General features: G+C 42.2%; 18 protein-coding genes. 4 read left to right on the top strand and 14 right to left on the bottom strand.

The annotated features are described in order from the left end of the window. Positions 1-31 precede the first annotated feature (31 nt). The 6 genes from CWC29_RS21030 to CWC29_RS21005 all read right to left on the bottom strand — a co-directional run bounded on the left by CWC29_RS21030 (position 32) and on the right by CWC29_RS21005 (position 8,569). Positions 32-1,585, bottom strand: a complete 1,554-nt coding sequence (locus CWC29_RS21030) for a hypothetical protein (RefSeq protein WP_128727461.1) — start codon at positions 1,583-1,585, stop codon at positions 32-34. 160 nt (positions 1,586-1,745) lie between these two features. Next, on the bottom strand, positions 1,746-3,212 hold the full coding sequence (locus CWC29_RS21025) for a hypothetical protein (protein ID WP_128727462.1): 1,467 nt from the start codon (positions 3,210-3,212) through the stop codon (positions 1,746-1,748). 57 nt (positions 3,213-3,269) lie between these two features. Beyond that, positions 3,270-4,052 (bottom strand): hypothetical protein, encoded by a 783-nt coding sequence (locus CWC29_RS21020; protein ID WP_128727463.1) that lies wholly within the window; start codon positions 4,050-4,052, stop codon positions 3,270-3,272. A gap of 254 nt (positions 4,053-4,306) precedes the next feature. Further along, positions 4,307-5,086 (bottom strand): Hint domain-containing protein, encoded by a 780-nt coding sequence (locus CWC29_RS21015; RefSeq protein ID WP_128727464.1) that lies wholly within the window; start codon positions 5,084-5,086, stop codon positions 4,307-4,309. Positions 5,087-5,121: 35 nt separating this feature from the next. Then, positions 5,122-6,633, bottom strand: coding sequence for a S8 family peptidase (locus tag CWC29_RS21010; protein WP_128727465.1), 1,512 nt, complete (start codon positions 6,631-6,633; stop codon positions 5,122-5,124). Between the two features lie 496 nt (positions 6,634-7,129). Then, on the bottom strand, positions 7,130-8,569 hold the full coding sequence (locus CWC29_RS21005; protein ID WP_138523378.1) for a chitinase: 1,440 nt from the start codon (positions 8,567-8,569) through the stop codon (positions 7,130-7,132). A gap of 208 nt (positions 8,570-8,777) precedes the next feature. Here CWC29_RS21005 and CWC29_RS21000 point away from each other — a divergent pair, with 208 nt between their 5' ends. The 3 genes from CWC29_RS21000 to CWC29_RS20990 are packed head-to-tail and all read left to right on the top strand — an operon-like array spanning position 8,778 to position 11,201. Then, positions 8,778-9,335 (top strand): GNAT family N-acetyltransferase, encoded by a 558-nt coding sequence (locus tag CWC29_RS21000; RefSeq protein ID WP_138523380.1) that lies wholly within the window; start codon positions 8,778-8,780, stop codon positions 9,333-9,335. A 1-nt stretch (position 9,336) separates the two neighbouring features. Next, positions 9,337-10,671, top strand: coding sequence for an NAD(P)/FAD-dependent oxidoreductase (locus CWC29_RS20995; RefSeq protein WP_138523382.1), 1,335 nt, complete (start codon positions 9,337-9,339; stop codon positions 10,669-10,671). Continuing rightward, complete coding sequence (locus CWC29_RS20990; protein ID WP_045963723.1) at positions 10,671-11,201, top strand: GNAT family N-acetyltransferase; 531 nt, start codon at positions 10,671-10,673, stop codon at positions 11,199-11,201. The genes CWC29_RS20995 and CWC29_RS20990 overlap by 1 nt, the downstream gene beginning before the upstream one ends. 51 nt (positions 11,202-11,252) lie before the next feature. Here CWC29_RS20990 and CWC29_RS20985 read toward each other — a convergent pair whose 3' ends face one another. From CWC29_RS20985 to CWC29_RS20945, 8 genes are all read right to left on the bottom strand, one after another. After that, positions 11,253-11,939, bottom strand: coding sequence for a porin family protein (locus CWC29_RS20985; RefSeq protein WP_128727469.1), 687 nt, complete (start codon positions 11,937-11,939; stop codon positions 11,253-11,255). Between the two features lie 444 nt (positions 11,940-12,383). Beyond that, complete coding sequence (locus CWC29_RS20975; protein WP_128727470.1) at positions 12,384-13,367, bottom strand: HD domain-containing phosphohydrolase; 984 nt, start codon at positions 13,365-13,367, stop codon at positions 12,384-12,386. Beyond that, positions 13,367-16,651 (bottom strand): MHYT domain-containing protein, encoded by a 3,285-nt coding sequence (locus CWC29_RS20970; RefSeq protein ID WP_138523384.1) that lies wholly within the window; start codon positions 16,649-16,651, stop codon positions 13,367-13,369. Before CWC29_RS20970 ends, CWC29_RS20975 begins: the two co-directional genes overlap by 1 nt. A gap of 184 nt (positions 16,652-16,835) precedes the next feature. Beyond that, entirely contained in the window at positions 16,836-17,900 is a 1,065-nt protein-coding gene (locus tag CWC29_RS20965) for a lipocalin-like domain-containing protein (RefSeq protein WP_138523386.1), read from the bottom strand. Beyond that, on the bottom strand, positions 17,890-20,343 hold the full coding sequence (locus CWC29_RS20960) for an ABC transporter permease (protein ID WP_235956706.1): 2,454 nt from the start codon (positions 20,341-20,343) through the stop codon (positions 17,890-17,892). Before CWC29_RS20960 ends, CWC29_RS20965 begins: the two co-directional genes overlap by 11 nt. 4 nt (positions 20,344-20,347) lie before the next feature. Further along, positions 20,348-21,004, bottom strand: a complete 657-nt coding sequence (locus tag CWC29_RS20955) for an ABC transporter ATP-binding protein (RefSeq protein ID WP_138523390.1) — start codon at positions 21,002-21,004, stop codon at positions 20,348-20,350. A gap of 106 nt (positions 21,005-21,110) precedes the next feature. Further along, positions 21,111-21,803, bottom strand: a complete 693-nt coding sequence (locus tag CWC29_RS20950; RefSeq protein ID WP_128727475.1) for an SDR family oxidoreductase — start codon at positions 21,801-21,803, stop codon at positions 21,111-21,113. A gap of 142 nt (positions 21,804-21,945) precedes the next feature. Then, positions 21,946-22,332: a SpoIIAA family protein gene (locus tag CWC29_RS20945; protein WP_138523446.1), complete on the bottom strand. Its 387-nt coding sequence runs from the start codon at positions 22,330-22,332 to the stop codon at positions 21,946-21,948. A gap of 169 nt (positions 22,333-22,501) precedes the next feature. Here CWC29_RS20945 and CWC29_RS20940 point away from each other — a divergent pair, with 169 nt between their 5' ends. Further along, positions 22,502-23,299, top strand: a complete 798-nt coding sequence (locus CWC29_RS20940; protein WP_128727477.1) for a putative porin — start codon at positions 22,502-22,504, stop codon at positions 23,297-23,299. Positions 23,300-23,345 lie beyond the last annotated feature (46 nt).

Here is a 23,345-nt window from a genome sequence, read left to right as displayed (position 1 = left end):
GATTCATTTTTACATTATTACAGCCAGTCGATTATCGGCTTAAATATCCAATACGGTTGAGCTCATCAGCTCGGTGACGCAATGGGTCCTGAATACGACACATCCCCTGCCCTTGTTCAATAAACTTAGCGAGCGCCTCATTTTCTTGATAGTCACCAGAATCATTGCAAGAGTCTGGTAGTAATCTTGCTTTTAACACCTGAGGGTCCAAGTTACTCACACCAGTTTCAGTAGCAAGCTTTACCTGCTCATTTATCGCGTATGATGTTGCAACTGGTGTTGTCCAAGAGGAGCCATACAAGGCTTGCTCTACACCATAGCGCATACCAAGCACATCAGGTTCCATTTTAGGTGTACTATTTTTTGCCGTGCTGTCGTATGGGTCATAACCAACATTAATGTACAAATCAATACTTTCATTGCCAACAAAACTGTCTGGCTGCTCTACATAAACCTGTTGCCACTCAGACTTTCCAAATGGCTGGATAGTCGTGTTTTTTGCTAAAGTCGAATACTGATATACCCGAACTCGATTACTAAACGGCATGAGATCCAAGTCATCCTTGCTTGTCACAGCATCAGTATTACCAGCATGAAATGCAAGCGCTTTGGGTGAGCTAAATATTGCCTCATAAACAGGCTTCAAAGCATATAAAAATTCAGTAGCTTTTGCGCTATTCAGCTCTCCCGCACACGCATTCTGCTCCCATGCGATATACACATCTTGTAGCGTAAAGCCACCCGAATAGTTAATAAATTCAACTTCATTTGCTTCAATGATATCCGCCGTCAGCGAGCTTGCGGCACTTGCCATGTAACTGGAAAACTCGCCAATATCTTGCGCACATAGAGCGTTTTTATGCTGAATAAAAGGTGAGAAAGACTCGGTATCAATAACAACAAACTCTGTCTCAGGGTTATGCTGAGCAAGATAACCAAATACCTTAGTGCCATGACTATTAAAATTGCGCTTTGTAACCCTATCAGCAGTATCATCAGGCACGACAGCTCTATATTTGACAGCGAGATCAGATAACCACGCGGCGGGTAAAAATGCAGGCTGTGGAGAATCGAATTTGTCATCCGTAAAGGCAAACTGATTGACTTCTGTTAATAACTTAACCCCCAGCTTTGAAAGGTTTACCTCAGGATTATCCGCGATAAAAGTTTTGGATTGGGGATCATACTTAAAAGCAGCCTTGACTCGAGAGCGGTATCTCAGCGCCGTATGAAAGTCCATTCCATAATCCAAAACGAGTAATGTTTGCGATGGTTTTGTCCGAGATTGGTCAAACACTCCGTCATTAAACTTTACATTGACGATAGCGCACATTTCATGGGTCGCTGTCGTATCCGTACAGTCTATGCCCTGCGAGGTTATGAACTCAATTGCATCAGAGACGTACTGTTTGCCCTGCTGTTCAATTGCATCCATAAACACACTGGGATCGGGCTCAACTGTAACAGGATCTGGCGGCGGTTTAATTGGATCCGGTACAGGTTCATTTGAATCACTCCCTCCACCGCAACCAGAAACAAATAACAAAGACGAAACGGCAATTAAAGTACCTGTTATTTTAACCATAAAACCTATCCTTAGAATGGTGCTCGATACATTATATTTTGCCTACCAAGCAAAATATTCAAACACAATAAATTAACAAAAAATTTTCTTAGCGACTATATCATGGATTGTCAAACAGGCACCATAAAGTAACAAATTAGTACAAAGTCCTAATTAGCTACTAGTTTAGATACTGCTGACGATTCAGTTCATCAATACGATGCTTCAATGGATCTTGAATTCTACATACACCTTCACCATCACGAATAAATTGAGATAACTTAAAGTTGATGAAATAGCCACCATTGTCAAAACACTGATTTGGTAACAAAGTCTGTTTTAACAGTGCAGGGTCAAACCAAGTTATTTGCTTATCAAGCTCAAGTTGAGCTTGTGTCGCAATCGCATAGGAAGTGGCGATCGGCGTAGCCCAAGAGGACGATGGAAATTCCCAATCTGCACCGTAGCGCATTCCATAAACATCGGAAGCCATTTTCGGCGTGCTATTTTGTTCCCAGAAGTCGCTTCTGCCATAGCCAAAATTTACATATAGATCGATATACTTATCTCCATTAAACTCAGATGTATGATCTACAAAAACCTGTTGCCAATTTAAATCACCTGTAGCCGTTATATTGGTGTCCACTGGACCGGTGGTGTAGGACATCACGCGTACCCGGTTAGGATACTCAGTCACATCTAACGGATTCTCACTGCTACTGGCGCCAATCGCACCGGCATGAAGGCCCAGCACTCCGTGGGTATTAAACAGTACATCATAAATAGGCTTGATACTCTTAACAAATTCGGTAGCGGTACTATTGCTCAATTGGCCTTTACATGAGCTAGCAGACCAAGCATTACGGACATCGGCTCTTTCAAAGCCGCCGGAATAGTTTATATACTCAACACCATGCTGCTCAATAACATCGGCTCGTAAGGAATTAGCAGCCCTTTGCATTTTGGCATGTAACCCTTCGATATTGCGGCTGCAAAGTGCATCTTTGTGATTGATAAATGGAGAAAAGCTCTCAGTATCAACAATGACAAATTCGGCATCGGGATTGTGTTGTGCTAAATAACCAAAAACCTTAGTTCCATGACTAAAATGGGGCTTTCCAGTTATATGGTCATATTTATCATGTTTCGCTATCGAAACATATTTAGCAGCTAACTCTCCAAGCCATGCCGCAGGCAAAAAGCCACTTTCGGTATACCCTGTCTCGTCATTGAGATAGGTAAATCCGTCAAGCTCAGTTAACAGCTTTTTTCCTAACTTTGAGATAGTCACCGATGGATTATCAGCCACAAAAGACTGACTCTGATGATCATATTTATACGTCGCGATGACTCGGCTTCGATAACGCAAAACCGTTTGCAAATCCAAACCATAATCTAGCACTAATACGGTCTGCTGAGGTTTAGTTCTTTGTGGATCATAAGTACCATCATTAAAATGAACAGTGGTAGAGTCACACATTGGGTGTGATTGTTCGGCCAAATCACAGACAATATTTTGCTCCGTCATCCAGTTAATTGAATCTGAAATATATTGTTGAGCAAATGGTTTAACAGGATGAATAGTGGCATGACTTGACGCTACATATAAAGCACTCAATAAAAAAACAGCTTTTGCGGAGTTACCCATTACAAAGTCCTTCTTTTTAATATCTTGATTTACGATGAAGTAAGTTAAAACACTATTTTATGACTGCTTTTTAAATAGCTTCTGTACAATTAATATGGTTTCATCTACGCTTTTCTTGCGATTGATAATTGCGCCAAATTGATTGGCATAAATTTTTCTGATATCAGTGTGAAAATCGTCGTAATATCCAAGTTCCATCATTACAGTCTCCGGAGAATCAATCACTTGCTTATCTCCATAGGTAGCAATAGAAGCATAAACCAAATCTTCAAGATCTAGGTCTCTGCGCTTTTCAATCGTCTCACCGTTTACCAGCTTAGCATTTAATGCTCGTGCAACTTGTCCAGTAGCCTCATACAGAGGCCCCGGCTCCCCCGCTTTGGCAAGTTCATCTAACAAACGAATTGAAAACACTCTAACTAACGCTTGTTGTTCACCAAATGTCTTTTCAGCGTGCTCATAATCCACAAGGCTTTGCTTTGCAATTTCAATCATCTTAGCGTCATGCAATAAGTCTTGCATTTCTTCGCTAATAAAAGAGGCTGAATTAAACTTACCCACTGACAATTGCATTCTCTCAAAAGCGGTTAGTAGTCGAACCTCAGGGGTGGCAAGTTTAGAATCAGCTTTAGGTAACTTAGTATTGATTTCATTGATAAGCTTTTTGTCTAACTCATCGAGTTTACTTAATTTCACTTCCTCACTTTTAGTGAGAACTGTTGTTGGATTATTTCTTGCCTCATTTTCCGCCCCAACTTCTGCAACAGAAAACAAGTTAAACTTAAAAGCTGCCAGTGCTATCACAGCGACCAAACTTGTAATCAAAATACTTTTTTTCATAAAAATAAAACCTAAATATTGAACGACAAATAGTTTGAAAGATGGAAATCTGTTCGTGTTCGAGCTGAAAAATAGTGCTAACTTCATTATGAAAATAACCATAGCCAGAATAACTTTTCAAAAGTATTTGTGACTGAGCTACTAAACAGATAAAAATATAATCATGAGTAAGGGCTGTTATTTCGTATGACAGCCAAGCTTCAAATCGAACAGGTAGAAAAAGGGAAGGAATAGCCTTCCCTATTAAAAATTATTTACTGGCGTACCACAATTTGACCTAATTCAGCTTGTAGCTGATTTTGCCAAGTCAAATCACCAACTAAAATGTCGTTTGCAATAATGATGTGATTTACTACTTCTGCACCATTAGTTTCAAAGTTGTATACGTCCAGCTCGGTAGGCTCACGAGTAATTGAAGCAACTGAAAGCTCAACGCCATCTGCACGCAACATCGTTTGGCCTAACTCAACATCTTTAGCTGCAACCATCGCGCCATTGCCTAAAAGCATACCGTGGTGCTGAGTCACTTTAAGTTCAGAGCCATCTTCTAAAATAAACACGTAAAGATCTGATTCTTCAGCACCTTTAGTACGCGCTCTCATTTCAAACGTGTTTGTCGATAGCAAGCTCAAAGAAGCATCCTTTGCTAAGCCAACCAAACCATAGCTATCATCGATATGTTTTGCTGCTACATCAACAATATCACCACCTTTGGTGACACGAATTAATGTATTCGCTTCAAAACAACCACACTTACATACTGCACCAACCGTTCTGTCGTAAAAGTCGACAACAGGATAGAAGCCATTAGCTTTACCCCACTCACCAGCTCTAGCAGTGATATAGCCTTCACGAACAGCCCAGTCTATACGTTTAACACACTCAGTCGCTGAAATAGCCTTTTTCGCGCAACGTCCATGAGCGGCATTATCGGTAGTCGCTTGACTTTGATAAGCAGCAATATCCATTGCAGCTTCTGATTTGAATGCAACAAGTGCAAACAACGTAGTGAATAAAATCATCAAAGATCTCATAGAAAAATTTCCTTGTAATTAATGTAAATTGAAGTTTATTTCACAGCTTCAGCTTTTAGGGTGACATTATTAAAAGCGCTATACCCATAGGCTGTTAAGTACCAAGTGCCACTTGCTGGGTTAGTGATGACACATGATTCGTTTGAAGTGTCAGGATTCTCTGAGGCACAGTCGTTATCAATTGGATAAGGTTCTTGGCCATGCTTGATATAAAGATCAGCATCACCCGTCCCACCAGATAAGCTAACGACTAATTTGCTCGTGCCTGACGCAACACTAAAAGGGAATACCTTCGACTGGCCTTTGTTACCGCTTACTATTTCGACTAAGCCATCTCCTGGTTGATCTTCAAATTTGGCATAGACCAATTTGTTTGGTGAACCGACGACATTCGAGATTTTGTTTTCAGAAGCATTGTTGTTAATCGCAGCGGTCACCTGAGCAGGGTTTAGGTTTGGCGATTTAGACAAATGCAGCGCTGCTACACCAGCAACGTGAGGCGATGCCATCGAAGTACCACTAATCGTCTTAGTTGCACTGTTGGAGCCAATCCATGCTGACTTTATTGAAGATCCAGGCGCAAATACGTCGACACATTTTCCATAGTTGGAAAAACCAGATCTTGCGTCGTTGATATCTGAAGAGGCAACGGTGATTGCAGAAGGCTCACTTGCCGGTGATTTAGAGCAAGCGTCACCACGATCATTCCCCGCAGCCACTACGAAGGTAATACCACGGTTCACTGCATTTGCCACAGCGTTATTAACAGCTTGAGATTTACCGCCACCCAAGCTCATATTTGCAACAGATGGTCCAGAAGCATTACCAGCAACCCAGTCGATCCCCGCAATTACGCCAGCATATGATCCCGAACCACTACAATTAAGGACCCGCACACCAACTAAATCTACTGCTTTGGCAACACCATATTGCGAACCGCCGATTGTACCGGCAACATGCGTACCATGACCATTACAATCCTGAGAAACAGCGTCGTTATCAACAAAATCATAGCCATTTCTAGCACGACCACCGAAATCATTATGGCTGTTTAACACCCCAGTATCGATTATGTAAGCAGTGACACCCTGACCATTATTCGCACCAACGTATTTCTTGTCTAATGGGCGATCTCTTTGATCGATACGGTCCAAACCCCAAGTAGGGTTGTTTTGTAACGCGTGGAAATCAGAGAACTGTGGATCAATGGTAAAGGTCGCATTTTGCTCAATGAACTTGATGTCTGGGTGGGAAAGCAACTTCAATAACTGCTCGGAGTTTGCTTTAACAGCAACACCAGCTAAGTTATCATATTGATAATCAACATCTAACCCAAACTCTGCGCTTAACTTCGACGTTAAAGATGCCGTAAATGCTGCTTTAGTGCTGATATCTGCATTAACTAAAGCAGACGGTGTATTATACACAATAATGTAGCTGTCTTTAATCGCCTGTGTTCCTGAAGAGTTACTGTAAAACTCAGCGGCTTGAACTGTAGACCCAAGCATAAGGCTCAATAACAACGGTGTTATTTTCCTTTTTTTCATGATTTTTCCTTTTTTATTTTAAAAATCAAAGTAAGTTCCGATTTATATCGACTAAAAAAGCAATGCAAACTACAACTAAAACTACAGATATACATAGAAACACATTTTAGCGACATCAAAATTACACATAAAAAACAAAAAAACAACAAAACACACGTGGGTTAAACAATTTAGATAAGCCGAATAAAAAAATAGAATTAGCATTCATTTCAAAGAGATAAAAACAAACACATTAAAACCACCGAAAAAACAAAATAAAACAAAAAACACAACACCTAGCTTTTCTAAACATTGCCCTTTTTGCAAAAAACCAAAAACATACACAAAGAAATAAACAAGCATTTAAAAACCTTAAATAAATAACAATAAAATATGATTAAATTTTTAATAAGAGGAGGAATTCTGAAAAGTTCAATAGAATAAAGCGTAATAAAAGGCGAGTTTTAAGTAAAAATAAATCTAATAGAAATAGAGGCGGGAAACCCGCCAATACTATCTAATTAACAGCCAACCAAGGGCCAGAGCCGTCGAAAGTAGGTGTATTTCCTTTGGTCCACCACTTGGCTTCATAGATCACCCCATTGTAGCTCGCTCTATCACCTTTTAGATAAACCTTGCTGGCATCCCAAGCAGGTACGCCACCTACAGGTGGCTCAGTAGGATTGGTTGGTAGCTCATCAACAACTCGTACTTCAGGCCAGCTTGCGTGTGATTGATAAAAATTTGTCACACATTTTTCGTAATCTCCAGGCACAAGCGCTGAATAAGCCGTTTGATACCCTACGAGTTTACACTCAAATGAATATCCTCCGGGGCGATCTGCATAATAAGCCCAATCACCTTCCCAGTTGGTGTAGAGGACATCAGTTGCGCCGTCAAGATTTAAGCTTCCGTATGGTGTTTGCTGCCAACAGGTATTTTCTTCATCAGCTTCAATGGTGATGTTGTAATAATGAGAAAGTCCTTCCCAATAACGAATGCGATTAACTGGCTGACCTTTGTCTTTATTTTGCGCGCCGCACTCAATCCCACCATTAATAATATTAATAGTGGTGCCAAAGCCATAACCAATCCCCGCCTCACTTTCCCGCAGAGATGGTGTCCAAGTTCTATCAATGACATGTAACATTGCAGGTTTTGGCGCTTGTGGCGTTAAAAAGAACCAAATTGCAGACGCTAAGTTTAGCCAAGAGTCGGCTACTAAACCCGGATTATTTAATAGCACCGTGGCATCACCATTAAACATGACTTCACTAAATGCACCATAGTTAAAGTGATATGAAAGCTGTTTAGCGCCTCGGCCAAAATACCCTTGTCCCGTCCCACATGGCCAGCGGCGGTTTTGCCAGTCATTTTGTCCACACCCCGTGGTATAACCAACTTGTCCTTCTGACCACCCCATTTCACGCACATGCACCAAAGCTTGTTGCCATTCTTCTAACCCGAGAGGGTTATCAGAAGTATTGTCTTTAGCAATATGCCCCCCTGTTTCTTGGGCAAAATGCGCAAATGCAGTCACAATTGAGCGTTTACAGATTGCATCGGCATCTCGCCCATCGGTATAGTCGCCACAAAATGCGGGAAACTTACCAATGGCACGTAAAAAGCGCGTGTAGGTGTATTCAGGCGCCGCCATTTGGGTAAGAAATTGCCACTGGGTTTGACCAAATACCCGCTCAGCTCTTTTTACATTATCAGGATTACTTACAAGGCCCGGTACTATCGCCTCTACAACCGTATTTTCTCTTGTTTCCAGTGCTTTAGACCAAATAGCATACATAGGGTTGTTGGTTTTCGCGCTTTCTGCATTATTTAACGCCACCCGAGAGACAATATAACCATTGGGGTTTTGTGGATTGGGTTGCGGACTCATTGCTATCACCTGACTTGCAGTTATAGCAAGCGAAACTGCGGTCGCTAATTTTAGAATTTTCATATTTTTCCTTTACATGTTGTTGTTAACGGTGAAGATCACCGGTTCAACAATTATTAACAAAATGACATCGCTGTCAAATTTTGTTCACTTTTTATTCTTACCACTACTCAAAAAGCGCCAGTTAAAATTGCCGAATCTTCGCGTTTTTGGTACATGATTAAAGTGGTATGCTAGGACCTCACAACAAATAACAATAATGGAGCAGCCTATGAAAATCATTCCTTTACAGTCGCAACATTTCGACAGTGTCATCGCACTTGGCAATCTCGTTCATGGTGATAATTATCTTGATGACGTAAGTATTGAACAAATGCACCAAAAAGGCTGTAAAGAGGGCATTAATGCTTCCTTTGTTGCGCTAAACAATGAAGGTGAGTTGCTCGGTTTTAGAACATCATACAGTGCAGGGCAATGGCCTATAGATAAGTGGTGCTCGCCAACATTGTGGCCTGTAGACAAAGCTGATATGGCTTACTTTAAATGCATTGCTATCGCACCTTCAGCTCAGGGACAAGGCATTGGCCCACAATTATTAAAATACTCGATAGAAGCACTGAAGCAACAAGGTGCAAAAGCTGGCGTTTCACACCTTTGGAAACAAAGCCCAGGTAACGGAGCCGTAAAATACTTTACTAAGGCCGGTGGCAAACTGATCAAAATCCATGATGATAAGTGGTTAGACGACTGTATCTATCACGGCTATGTTTGTACTATTTGTGGTACTGAATGCCACTGCCAAGCAGCAGAAATGGTATTGGAGTTTTAAAATGTCAGGATTTGATCCTCTCACTCAGCCACATTGCCAAGGCCAAGCTTTTGCTAACAGTTACTGGGCTGCAACTTGCCCTTTAGGTGCGCCCACCCCTTCACTAGATAAACCGTTACAAGTAGATATTGTGGTGATCGGTGGTGGCTTTACGGGCTTACTTACCGCCTACCACTTGGCAACCACTCACCATCAAAGCGTTGCCCTATTTGAAGCAAATCAAGTTGGCTTTGGCGCGAGCGCGAGAAATGCAGGGTTTGTGCTACCCAGTACGGGCCGACTTGGCTATGCGCAACTGGCCAAAAAGTATGGTTTAGCTGTCAGTAAAGCCATATATCAAGAATACAACAATGCCGTTGCCTTAGTCCGTGGGCATATCGACACCAAGCATATTGACTGCAATGTGCAGGCATCGGGTTATTTGAAAGTTGCACACAATCAGCAAGCATTTTCGCTACTAAAAGCGCAGTCTGAATTTCTCACTGCGACTATGGGTAGCAAGAACCATCAGTTACTGTCTCAGCAACAACTGACCGAAACCTATATGCACAACCAACAAGGGTTTGGTGCATTGCGATTTGACAACGCGTTTGGTATTCACCCTTTGAAGCTGTTGCTAAGTTATAAGGCATTAGCTCAACAAGCTGGTGTGCAACTTTACGAAAATAGCCTGGTCACCCACCACCAGAACCCAAATGGCAACCACCAGCTAGAAGTGAACGGCCACAAAGTTTCAGCAAATAAGGTCGTGATCGCAGCGAATGCCTACGCTCAACGACAATTTTCGCCGTTAACTCAAGGGCGTTACTTGCCTATTTTAAGTAGCATTATCGTGACTGAACCTCTTAGTGATGAGCAACTTGCTGCCAAGGGCTTAATGACAGAACAAGTTGTCATGGATACCAGACGGCTTAAATACTACTATCGTCGCCTTCCCGACAACCGTATTTTGTTTGGTGGGCGAGGCGCGGTGTTTGGACATGATCAGGACAATGCAAAATATCAACATAACTTGCGCTCAGCACTTAACGACTGCTTTCCTAACCTCAATGCTAGAGTAGATTATTTTTGGAGTGGTTATATTGCCGCCGCGCTTGATGATCTTCCCCATATCTACAGTGAAAATAACACCGGATATGTACTTGGGTATTGCGGCTCAGGTGTGGCGTTTAGTGCACAGGCAAGTATTCGTCTCGCTGAGCAGTTAATGGGTCGTAAAGTACCTAATTTACCTATCTATACGAAACCACTACCCAAGTTTCCAATGCCACGATTACGGAGAGTAGGTCAACTCGCGTATTACCAATATGCACAAATAATGGACAGGGTTACGTAATGCTCAACGTTACTATTCGTCCGGCAGTTCCCTCTGATGCAGTGACACTTGCAGCGATATCTATTCAAGTTTGGCTTGATACCTATGCGCAAAAAGGGATCCGTCATGAGTATGCTCAATTCGCGCTAGAAACTTTTTCATCGGCTTACTTTTTGGAACGCATTGAAAAGCCCGAGTTTAATATTTTCGTTTCTGAGCAAAACGGTCATCTTTTAGGTTTCATTCTGACCAATCACAACTCAGATTATAATAACGAAGATTATGGTTATGAAATTGAAAAGCTATATGTGTTAAGACATTTTCAGGGGAAAGGAGTAGGTTCTCAGCTAATGAACTATGCTTCTATAAAACTCGGCCCTTGTTTTTGGCTCTATACTTGGGTAGAGAATCAAGCAAACCTATTTTATGAGAAGTATGGGTTAACTAACGTTGGAAAATTTACGTTTACGTTCTATGAGTGGGAAATTGAAAATAACGTTTTCCGTTCATCTGACACTTTAAAACACTTGTCGAATGTCGCGCAAAGGTAACATAAAAGATGTATAGATACAGCCGCCGGTTAGCGACTGTATCTCGCTCGCTTAAAAGCTATATCTTAAGTTCACACCAAAATTATCGTATTCGTCTACATTTCTATAGCTGATATTGGCTGAGATGCTGTCGGTAAATTGGTAACTAAGCTTGGCTAAGTATACAAAGTTAGTTTCGCTTTCATCGTCTTGAATGCGCTCAACACCGAGACCAACGCGCGCATTCAGATCTCCAAACGAATGCTCGTAGGCAGCTTCGATATGGTAATGATCACTCGTGTCACTATCTTTATCAGAGAAGCTTTCTTGATAACGGTAACCATCGTTAGATGTAATATTTGTGATGCCTGAATAATCTAGTTCTAATTTATATCTAGAATAACCACCATATACATCAACAAAACCTGCATCTGTTACATCAAATTGATGACCAACTAAAAGGGTAAGATAATTTAAATCAGTCTCAACTTTAACCCTTGCCTCTATATTTGCGTAATAATCGCTTTCGATTAAAGTATCATTAAAGTCATCACTTAATGCCGCATAAGTACCTTGAAGATAAAAGCCGTCAAAAGCCTTGTTGACCGTAACTGCGATACCCGTAGGCTTGAATTCATCAACGCCATCAAGCGTGATTTTTCCGTAGCCTAGTTCAACGAAGTCTGTTGAGTTTGCTAGACAGGCTGTTGATGCAAATAGTGCTGATACTAATGCCACTTGCTTTAAAGTTGAATTCACGATCCACTCCATCATTCTCGTATTTAATTCGTGGCGCATACTACTGAAATTACATATAAATACAACCAGAACCTAAAACAAATACAAAATGACTTTGTAACAAAACTTGTTACTATTAATCAAAGCGTTAACTTTATCGAGTTTAGCTCAGTGTCGTCATCCAAGTGGACGAAAATTAGCTAGGACATTTGGAAGTGGACGCCATGCTGTTCATAATCAGATTAACGCCATGACGGGGCATTGTCATACCCCAAATTTAGACTGACGGTATTATAGGCCTCAGCATTTCTATCGCTCACGTTTGTGCAAATATTATTGGTAAAACGATATCCCATCTCAGCCAGAATAAGCAGTGTTCAATATATGCATAGGATAGCCACCATAAATATCAACAAGACGATGGTCATTCAAATCAAACTGTGTGTCAGCAGAGACAAACAACCTTTAGTCATACTGGGCTTTAATTTTTAGAATTTCTGGTAATTTTTCACCCAGCAATTCAACTAATTTTGGGTCAAAGTGCTTACCACTTTCAGAATGGATAAAAGCCAATGCCTTTTCAATAGACCAAGCCTCTTTGTATGGGCGCTTTGAAGTGAGTGCATCAAATACGTCTGCAAGTGCGCAGATCCTTCCTTCAAGTGAGATTTCTTCCCCCTTTAATCCTTTTGGGTAGCCACTACCGTCAAACTTCTCATGGTGCTCCATTGCCATGAGATATGCAAGTTTGACGAGTTTGGACTCGGAGTCCGCTAGTATATTCGCACCCAATTCAGCGTGCTGTTTCATCACCTCATATTCTTCGGCATTTAAACGTCCGGGTTTCAGCAAAATGCTGTCAGCAATACCGACTTTGCCAATATCGTGCATCGGGGCGGCCAACATCAAATCTTCTGCATACGCTTCTGGTAGACCGCAAGCTTTAGCAAGCACATAACAGTAGCGGCTCATTCTAGCTATGTGCTGCCCTGTTTCATTGTCTTTATATTCAGCCGCCTGACCTAGGCGCTGCATCAATTCGACATACGCACTTTTAAGCTCAGTCGCACTTACCAAAGACAAGTGCGTTTTCACTCGTGCTCTGGTTATAGCGGGGCTGATTGGCTTTGTGATGTAGTCAACACCACCTAACTCAAAGCCCCTAGTTTCATCAAACTCTTCGCTCAAGGCGGTCACAAAAATCACTGGGATCCTTGCTGTGATAGGGTCTTCTTTTAATTTAGAGCAGACTTCAAAGCCAGTCATCTCTGGCATCATGACATCGAGTAAAATTAAATTGGGTAGTTCCTTATCTACTAGCTCCAAGGCCAATTTTCCTGACTTTGCAAACTTCATACGGTATTGATTGCCGAGCGTTTGTTTTAGAATTTGCAGGTTTGTCGCTTCATCATCAACGGCTAAAATCAGAGGCTTATGGTCATTTATCATTACACATCAGTACTCATTAATTGTGCAAGAATTTCCTCCGCACGTTCAAATTCAAAATCATCCAATGCATGTTTCAACGCCTCTACCTGGCTTCGGTGAGCAAGAGGAGCACTTTCTAACAATGCGTCTAGCACATCATCTTCAACTTGCGACTCATCTATCATCTCCTTTACTCGTGGTAAGTTTTGCTTAAACAAAAAAACATCACCCTCACTCAATGCGTTGGTTACGACTTCTTCATCACTTAGCCCAACAACATCGTCAAGTTTTTCAATAATGAGTGCCAATTTGGCCCTCAGCCGTTCGTCAATTCCCTTTTTACTCTCTATTTGCTCTAGCAGAGCAAACAGTGTCTCCAAAGCCAAGTTTCCAGCAATTCCTTTAATGGTATGAATATTCTGCAGTACATCACTCGTAAACTGACCTTCGTGAGCAAAGAGTGCTACTACTTCTTCTCTCTTGTTATCCCAAAAGCGAGCTAGTTCTTTCAAAAACCGAGTCTCACTGCCCCATAAATTTACCGCACGAGCTCGGTTAATCAGCTGTTTGTTGGTGGCTTGCCTTAAACCAATCGCCGTACGAGCAATATTAATATTGAGCGTCTCAGCAATTGTACGAGTTAGATCTTCAATCACCACAGGCTTTGAGGCAAATGCAGCCATACCAGCAGCCTTTGCTGCTGCTCTATCCTCGCCCAACACACTCGCAGTTAGAGCAATTACCGGTGTCTCTTGTTGCCTATTGTCTCGTTCATATGCTTTGATAGCGCGCGTCGCTTCAAGCCCATCACAGCCGGGCATATGAATATCCATTAGAATAAGATCGTATTGCTGCGCTTTGGCTTTTTCGACGGCCTCAAGCCCATCTCCTGCGACCTCTATACTATGACCTTGCTTTTCAAGTAATAAGCTCAACAACTCGGTATTTTGTTGAATATCATCAGCAACTAAGATACTTAACGGGGGAAGCTCAACATGGACATCCTGTGTGACTGCGAATGCCTCAATTTTATTCAGTGGCACTGTGAAATAAAAAGTAGACCCCTTACCAAGCTCACTAAGTGCCCATATTTTCCCGCCCATTAGCTCGACTAGCTGGCGACTAATGGTTGTGCCAAGGCCTGTACCACCAAAGCGGCGACTCATACTTTCATCAGCTTGCTCAAACGGACTAAAAATGGAGTCTAACCGGTCGCTAGCTATCCCTATGCCCGTATCCGTGATTTTAAATAGTACATGATTGTCATGAGATGCCTCAACGTAAAGCTCTACAACGCCTTGAGCCGTAAACTTGATCGCATTACCCAACAAATTTACCAATACTTGCCGTAACCGGTCTGAAGCCCCATGATAGGTTTGATGTAAGTCACGGCTCATTGTGAGCTCAAGTTTTAAGCCTTTTTTCTTTGCTTGATACCAAAATGTGGATACCACGTTATCAAGTAGCTCAGATAGACAGAAATCATTTTCAACCAGATCGAGTTTGCCTTGGTCCAGCTTAGCTGAATCTAAAATATCGTTAAGTAAGTGCAGCAACGCCTTTGCGCTTGTCAGTATGGTATTTACATGCCTACTTTGATCAGACTTCAGCTCAGACTCTTTAAGCACTTCACTGAATCCTAAAATAGCATTCATCGGAGTGCGGATCTCATGGCTCATGTTAGCTAAAAACGCCTGCTTAGAAGCTGCCGCACTCTCAGCAATACTTTTCGCGGCACGTAATTCGTCTTCCATGTGTTTACGCTCACTAATATCGAGCAATACGCCAGCGATCCCTTCGACCTTACCCGCTTGATCATACTCAAATGAGCCTTTATCAAGTACCCACTTGGTATGGCCAGATTTGTGTAATATCCTATATTCCAAAGAATAACTCGCTTTGCCACACTGCAGCGCTTGTTCAACGACATCGTGAGTTAAACTGATGTCGTCCTCAACAATCAAGCTCGCAAAATGGACTTGCCCCGACATAAATTCCTCTGCCCGATAGCCAGTAAGCTGTTCCACAATGGGGCTTACGAAAGATAGAGTCCAGTCGCTATCAATATTGCAGCGAAAAGCGACACCAGGCATGTTATTTAACAGCGTTCGATAACGCGCTTCCTGTTCAATCAGCGCTTTTTCCATTTGCTTTTGCGCTGTTAAATCTGTAATAAAGCCAACATAAAACGCGCTTTGATCTTTTAACTCAACCTCACCAACTCCCAGCCGAATAGGCACTAGATGCCCTTGCTTGTGCAGCGCCTTTACCTCACGGCCAACCCCTTTAAATCGCTCAAGATAAGCGGTGTCGAAGGCTATGTCTGTTTGCGCTTCTTTAGGTTTAGGCAAAAATACGGCAACATTGCGGCCAAGCGTTTCTTGCTCAGACCACCCCAAAATTCGTTCAAATAATGGGTTGCAGCTCTTAATGATCCCTTCACCGTTGATAGTGATGATCCCATCAACTGCCGTTTCTAGAATAGCTGCAAGCCTGGATTCATTCGCAGCTTTGTCTGCTGCAACCGAACGGTACTTGCTAGCTGTATGAATAAGCGCGGATAAAGCACTAATGATCATACTGACGGCGGCAATGAACAGCGCAAGTGATTGCGTGTGCTGCTCTTGCATCTCTAGGCTAATAACTGGTGAGTCCGATACAAACTTCGCCGCCTGCATACCTGTATAGTGCATTCCCGATACCGATGCACCAAGCGCTAAAGCTCCTAACCATCTGACCATGCTGGTATTGTTATCGCTGACATAATCGCGCAGTTTACTTCTCGCTTGAATTGCAATGAAGGCAAGTGACACTGCAACAACAATTGATAAACCAAAAAGTGTAGGATCATAACCCAGCATAGGTCCAAGCTGCATGGCTTCCATGCCACTGTAATGCATAGTACCAATACCGGCTCCCAAAATAACAGCGGCGATACCCTTGATCACCAGTGTCACATTTGGTCGAGTTATCAGGTCAAATGCAACCCAGCAGCCTAAAAAAGCGGGGAAGATCGATGCCGCAGTAAGCCAAGGATCGTAATCCACTTCAACACAGAGCGAAAACGCCAACATGCCAATGAAGTGCATACTCCAAATACCACCAGACATGGCCACAGCACCGCCAAATTTTGCGAGCCGATTTATACGACTGTTTTGATTTTGCTCTGCAAAGTCGATCTGAATAAGCGTAAAAAATGAGGCAATAACAGCCACCAGCAAAGATAACGCTACAAGCGTAGCATCGTAAGTTCCGTTAAGTAGCAACTCAGGTGCGGGGTCGGTTACAAAAAACGTATTTAACATAGCAACACGGATAGTAAGATATTCTTAGAGTCTAGCTTTCTAGGACCGAGTTTGACAGAAAAAATCGTTGCCAAAACAAGATTTCGGGATAAATTCTTGTTTCTTTTGGTCTAGCACTATCTCATGAGCGACGTTACATAAAAATATGGGTACAGATTATTCGGTATAATCAATACAGAGTGGGTTATTCATATCCAACTAACTCAGCGTATCCCTCACCAATATAGCCGCCAGAAACTTTTACTCTTCCTTCCCAATATGGGATTGTAAGCTGGTTTCTCGCATCACGATTTATGCTTTCTATTAGAATAGGTGACTTGTGCTTTAGCCGTAATTGCCACTTAAATGGATAACTCACGCCATCTAACGAAACCTGCTCTAAAACACTTAATTGAATATCCTTATGCCCGATTTCGCTCGCCCTACCCTCAGCTGAAATTTCGGTGCCTCGACAGTCTTTGTAAAATTGCTGATTATCACGAATGCAAAATACCATTAGTGCACCATTCGACCTGTTTTGACCACGAATGCTAAACCAATCCCACCCCCGTTGTGCTTTACTGATAAACGAGGAAGACCATTCTCTATCTAACCAGGCATCACCGCTAACTCGATGTGTTTCACCTTGAAAAGTGAGCTCGCCCTTAACCGTTAAGAAAGGGTAGCTATAATACATAGAGGCATGGCCATCGGATGTTTTTTCACTGTAGCCATTCTTTCCGTGTAGTACCATTGGGCTTGTATCAAGCGTTAAATTAGCACGGTTTTTCTCTTGCTCAGCATGAAGCGTCAATGGAAAAAATGTTTCCGTCTCGCTGCGCAAATACCAATTATCTAGCTGTGTGACAAATGGGTTAGCTTGAATTTTTACTTGCCCTGCTCTGCCGTAACGTTCGAATGCTTGATGACTAGTATTATCTTGAATTGCAAAATGCGCAAAATAGAGCTCATTATCCCACCAAGGACTAACGTATTGAACGTTAGCAACGGAGGTTCGAAATAACGTCCATTGAACACCAAACTCTTGTCCTGAATCACTTTTTAAGTTTGCAGTAACATACCACCACTCAATGCCTTGCTCAGGATGACTGCCATGATCAAACGGAAAACTTAACTGATATGAGGGAGAGACCGGTTCACCTAACTCAAGATTGAAAAAATCATTTTTTGAAACAGGTACTTGTGATAATTCTGGTGTGCAACCGGCTACCAAGAACAACAATAAAGCGATAACAGGATTAATCTTCATACAGCAGATCCGCAGTATCATAACGACTCAGTTTGAGTAGAGGCACTACACTAACAAACAAAGCTAAACCAAAAATAAGCGTGATAAAAACCGTGATGTCCATATAGGGTAATAGAAAAGGGATCGTCCAGCCGAATCCAATTGGCATTACAAATTTAAGTAAAATCCACCCGAGCATCCCCCCAAGTATCGTCGCCATTACTAAACTCACAAGCAAAATCATGGCGCTCTGTACTAATTTGATCGCAAACACTTGCCAAGTGGTGACACCTAACGTTTTTAATATAGCCAACGGGCGAATTTGCTTAGCACCGAGTGTGAGCAATGATACCCACAGCCCAAATAGCGCAATGGCAACTATCATTAAATTTAAGGCATGCGTCGCGTAAAACGTATGTTCAAACAGACGCGTCGCGTACTGTTTAAAGCGCTGATTCTGAACCACTTGAGAATCATTTAGATGAAATTGCTGCATCACTTTTTGTTTAAATAGAGCGGTATTAACCTCTGGCTTTAGAACAATTGAGAAGCCATATGCCTCATAGTTAAAGCCAGCATTTTTAATCGCGTCACTAACGGCGACGAATACGGCACGCTGTTCACCATAATCGTAATAAAACCCCGTTATCTCACAGTTAATATATCTCTTGCCTTGTTGCAACTGAACACGCTGTCCCAACTGAACGCCATACAATAGCTTACTTGGCTCGTTGGCAAGACACCCACTCACGTTATTATTCGCATCGTAATAAAGCGCATCACTTTTAGGCGAAGTTCCCGAAAGCAAAGTAAGGTTGTGGTGATGTTCATCAGAGCTACCAAAGCTCATCAAACTCGCAGGTAGAGTGTCTCGTGGATTTGAATTCAGGTCATAATTTATCTCTGCGCGCCAGAATACGCCAACCTTATCGATATCCTTATGGTTTAACAGCCATTGATATTGCGCGTCAGATACTTTGCTAGGCCTCACATACAGGTCCGCGCTAAGACGACCATCTAAATGGATCTGCAAAGCAGAACTAAAACTGCTCACCATAATTTGCAACCCAACAGAAGTGCCAACCGCAAGCAATACGGCATAAACACTGATTGCAAGTACTCTGATCTGCTCGCCACTGTCAGCTTTCATCCATTTGACTAATGGGTGCTGAGTTGAAATACGTTTGAACGCGGCTCGAAGTACCACTGGTGTTATCATAAAAAAGAGCAACAGAAGGCAAAGACATAAACCAAGCGCATGCAATGGCGCGTCACTATCAATATAAAAGTACCCTGCAACCACAACCAGTAAAATTCCACTGGCTAGTTTACTCTGCCAAGAGTTATAAAAAGTGATAGGTTTTACCTGGCAATAGGCCACACTTGCCAGCACTAAAAGGTTTAATATGAATGCTTGCAGTACGACTAACCAACTGAAATGAACCGGTAAATGCCTATCTAATGCAAATAAACTCTCTAACGCCATAGAGATCTCGCTCACCAGTAGGTTTGCCCCCAAGAAAGCCACACCTGCACCCACCAGTGCAGCAATCAAGCTTAAGATGAGCACCTCAATAACTACAGCTGCGACCACATTTGATTGAATACACCCGAGTAGTGTGAGCTGCTGATGTAGTTTTTTTCTCGCGTGCAGACACAGCTTTATAGCGTTAAAACTCAAGAAAGCACCGACCAGATAGCCAAGAAGTGCGAGGGCTTGCAGGTTGAAGAAAAACGCCTTTGACAACGAATCGAAAGACTGCGCTTGCGCATTTTGCAACTGTGCTTCGTCACCTATGATCTTCCTAACTTTTGCTTCGTCTAATACGGAGTTTGAGATCTCTATATAACTAATTCGACCTGACGAATTCAGTAAATAGTCAACTAATGCAATATCGGCTAATGCTATACCATCTGCAAGCTCTGATAAAATGACGAAATGCACATCCACATCAAAAAGCTTGAGCGCTTCATGATTACTGAGCAACAGCCGTTGAGCCATCGTGTCAGATACATAAATAGTATTAAACCCGAACTGCAATGGTGCTGATTGATTACCTGACCTGCCTCCCCGTGATTGTGTTTTAGGCGCAGAAAGCCATTGCAAAGTATTTACTCCTTTAATGCGAAGTCCTTTACCGCTCGGCAGAGTCAATACACCTTCCAAAACTGGCTCAGCCGAAACGATGCCAGCGCTTCGAAGCGCTTGCCACACGTCTGTAGTTAACATATCTCGGCCTGCGCTTGGGCGCACAAAATGACTTATGGGATTACTAATAAGCGCACTGGTTTGCTGGTAGCGCTCCGTTGCTTCTTGGTTTAGTCCTTGAATTGAACCAAGCAAAGCACTGCCCAAAGACAAGCCAAAGACGAACAGCAAAAACAACCAAAGATGTTTTTTGTAAAATTGGATAAAAACAAAGAGTACAAGTCGAACTTCTGATAATGCACTTAGGCGCTTCATTGTTTTAGCCATAAGCACGGTTATTTTGAATGGTGATTTTTCTATCGAGGCTGTCAGCGAGATGTTGGCTGTGCGTAACCATAAGCAAGTTAACGCCTTGCTCTTCACACAGCTCACGCAGCAGTGATACCACTTCTTCGCTCTTTGCAGCATCTAAGTTTCCTGTCGGCTCATCAGCCAATAGTAACTTAGGTTTGTTGATCATGGCGCGCGCGATACCAACTCGTTGCTGCTCCCCTCCTGACAATTGCTGAGGATAGGCAGTTAATTTATGCAAAATCCCCAAGCGCTCGGCCAGTGCATTGACATCACTTTGTTTGGGGGTCAATTGATTGAGCTGTGCTTGGAAGACGATATTGTCATAGACAGATAGAGGAGCAAGCAGTTGATAGTGTTGAAATATCATGCCCAGACTGCGACGATATAGCGCTTGATCGGTGTCATTTAACTGAGCAATATCATGCCCCTCAACAATAATCCTGCCATCGTCAGGTCTTAACAAGCCACCAATAAGATGGATCAGTGTAGTTTTACCCGACCCACTATCACCAACAATAGCAACCTGTTCTTTAGCCGCGATACTAAGACTGAGCTTATCTAAAACAGCTCGATGCATCTCACCATCACGGCGTGTGAAGACCAAATTTTGAACTTCTACCACTTTATGTACATTCCTTTACTACTATGCAGGCACTACTTAATTTACCTGTTTCGTTAAGTAGCAGAGTATTTTATTTCTCTTGTTAACGCAATTAGTTATCTGTTTATTACCAAGGAATAGCATCACCTTTATAGTCATAAAAGCCACCGCTTTGTGCATCCACAAAATGAGATAGTACTGAATAGATCCCACTGGCAGACTCGTCTGGAGTGATTAACGCGTTAGAGCCTCCCATTTCGGTTTGGACCCAACCGGGGTGAAGCGCAACGGTGCGGATCCCTTCACTTAGTAAATCATTAGACAAGCTTTTTATCACTGAGTTTAACGCTGCTTTCGAACTGCGATAAATATAGCCGCCACCTTTGGTATTCATGGTATGGCTGCCTACCTTTGAGGAAATGGCCGCAAAAATCTTTTCATTACCATTGTAAAGGTGGGTGTAAAATAGTTCTGCAAGTCGCATGGTGGAAAAGACATTAACCTCCATCACCTCTCGCCACGCTTCTATATCGGTTTCACCAAATGCGTATCCTTTCGGCCCATAAATACCCGCATTGTTGATAACGATATCAATGGCAACAGGGGCCAGTTTCTCACTTAACTCTTCCATCTGGTCGAAATTAGTGACATCTAAGGCAAATACTTGGAGTTCAGGAAAAGTTGGTGCGAGAGAATTCAGCTCTGTAGCAATAAGTGGGTCTCGACAAGTCGCTAATACATGCCAACCAGCCTGTAGATAGGTTTTAGTTAACGCAAATCCAATACCGCGGTTCGCACCAGTGATCAGTATTTTTTTCACAGTAGAAGCTCCTAAGCCGTTATGACAAAAGCCAATGGTGTTAATTCACTATACTGATGATAGGTTGAATAATCCACTTTTTGCACATCTCAATAGTGTCTCGAGTCACAACGCATAAATAATGAATTTAATTCAACTTCAATTAATCTCTCTCATTAACCCACTTCAGCGCATCTTCTTTATCATCAAAATACTTCACTTTACCAGTAACAAACCAGTTACCTATTGTTGCAGCAAGTCGATGCCAATTTTTACCGCCATATATTGCTACTTTGGCAAATTCAGTACTGTGTTCATAGGCGAGCCGGAAGTCGTCCCACATAGCCCTTGGCTCCCAACCTTCAAAATCAGTCGCATCAAGAAACACATAGATTTTAGGCATTGTTACTGCTTTTAGTGCACTCTCAATTATTGGTGTAATAACAACATAATCTTCATGAGTGAGTTTACCTGTCGGCTTAAGTGTGAGATAAATATCATCTCCAAAGCGTTCAGTGCCTATTGATATGCCATGGAATGGATTGGTCATGCTCTCTTCCGTTACGTTTATCTCATAGACAAAAAGCATAATTAAGTCTCAGCTTTTTGCCAACATCCAAACTTTTTTCATTACGGTCAGCTTCCGTTCAGATTTCTAATACTACCATGCGCGCCGTTGAGTCGATGTAGCTCAATATATGGAAATTAAAGGGATGACTATGAAAAAACTACTATCTATCGCAGCTGTTTCACTACTTGTTTCAGCAGCAGCTCAGGCTAACACTGGTAACGTACAAAAAGAGTGGTTCAACACCGCTAGTTATACAGATTATGACGGCTCTGACAACAGCGCACTGATGCTTTCTTCTCGCTATTTCTTCGCACCTCAAGAATCAGTAGGCGTATGGGATGACTTTGGCTACCTTGATACGGACAGCAATGTAGGCGTAAGTTACTTTAACGATGATTATTCAAATGCTTTCTCAGCGCGTGGTGAAGGCTTCATTACTAAAGAATGGTTTGTAACTGGTAGCATCGCAGATCTTGGCGAGGCTGACGACCATTACTCTATCGGTTTTGGTTACCTATACAACGACAGCCTAAAACTAAGCGTTCGCCACGAAGAGTTTGAATATGGTGACGTAACTTGGTTCAAAGCTGAGTACAATCACGAACTAAATTCTACAGATTACATTGGTTTCACTGTTGAAACTGAAGACGAATTTGATTACCTAAACCTAAGTGCACGCTACTTCATGCATGTAGGTGGTGAAAGCTACTTCACAATCGACGTAGAACACAATCGCATTGATACAGATTTTGTAGATGACTCTGTAACAAACGTACTTGCAAACTACTACTTCACTCGCAACTTTGCGCTTGGTCTAGGTTCATATGACTCAGACCTAGCGGTAGAAGCTAAATACTTCTTCAATGACACTTACTACCTTAAAGGTAGTGTTGTTGACACAGATGGCGGCGAAACAAGCAACCTAACTTTTGTTGCACAGTTCTAAGTTAACACAATCTTGAGGTACACCAGTACCTCATTGATACTCCCCC

The sequence above is a fragment of the Pseudoalteromonas galatheae genome (assembly GCF_005886105.2).
Taxonomy (GTDB): domain Bacteria; phylum Pseudomonadota; class Gammaproteobacteria; order Enterobacterales; family Alteromonadaceae; genus Pseudoalteromonas; species Pseudoalteromonas galatheae.
This window is presented reverse-complemented; position numbering and strand designations above follow the sequence as displayed.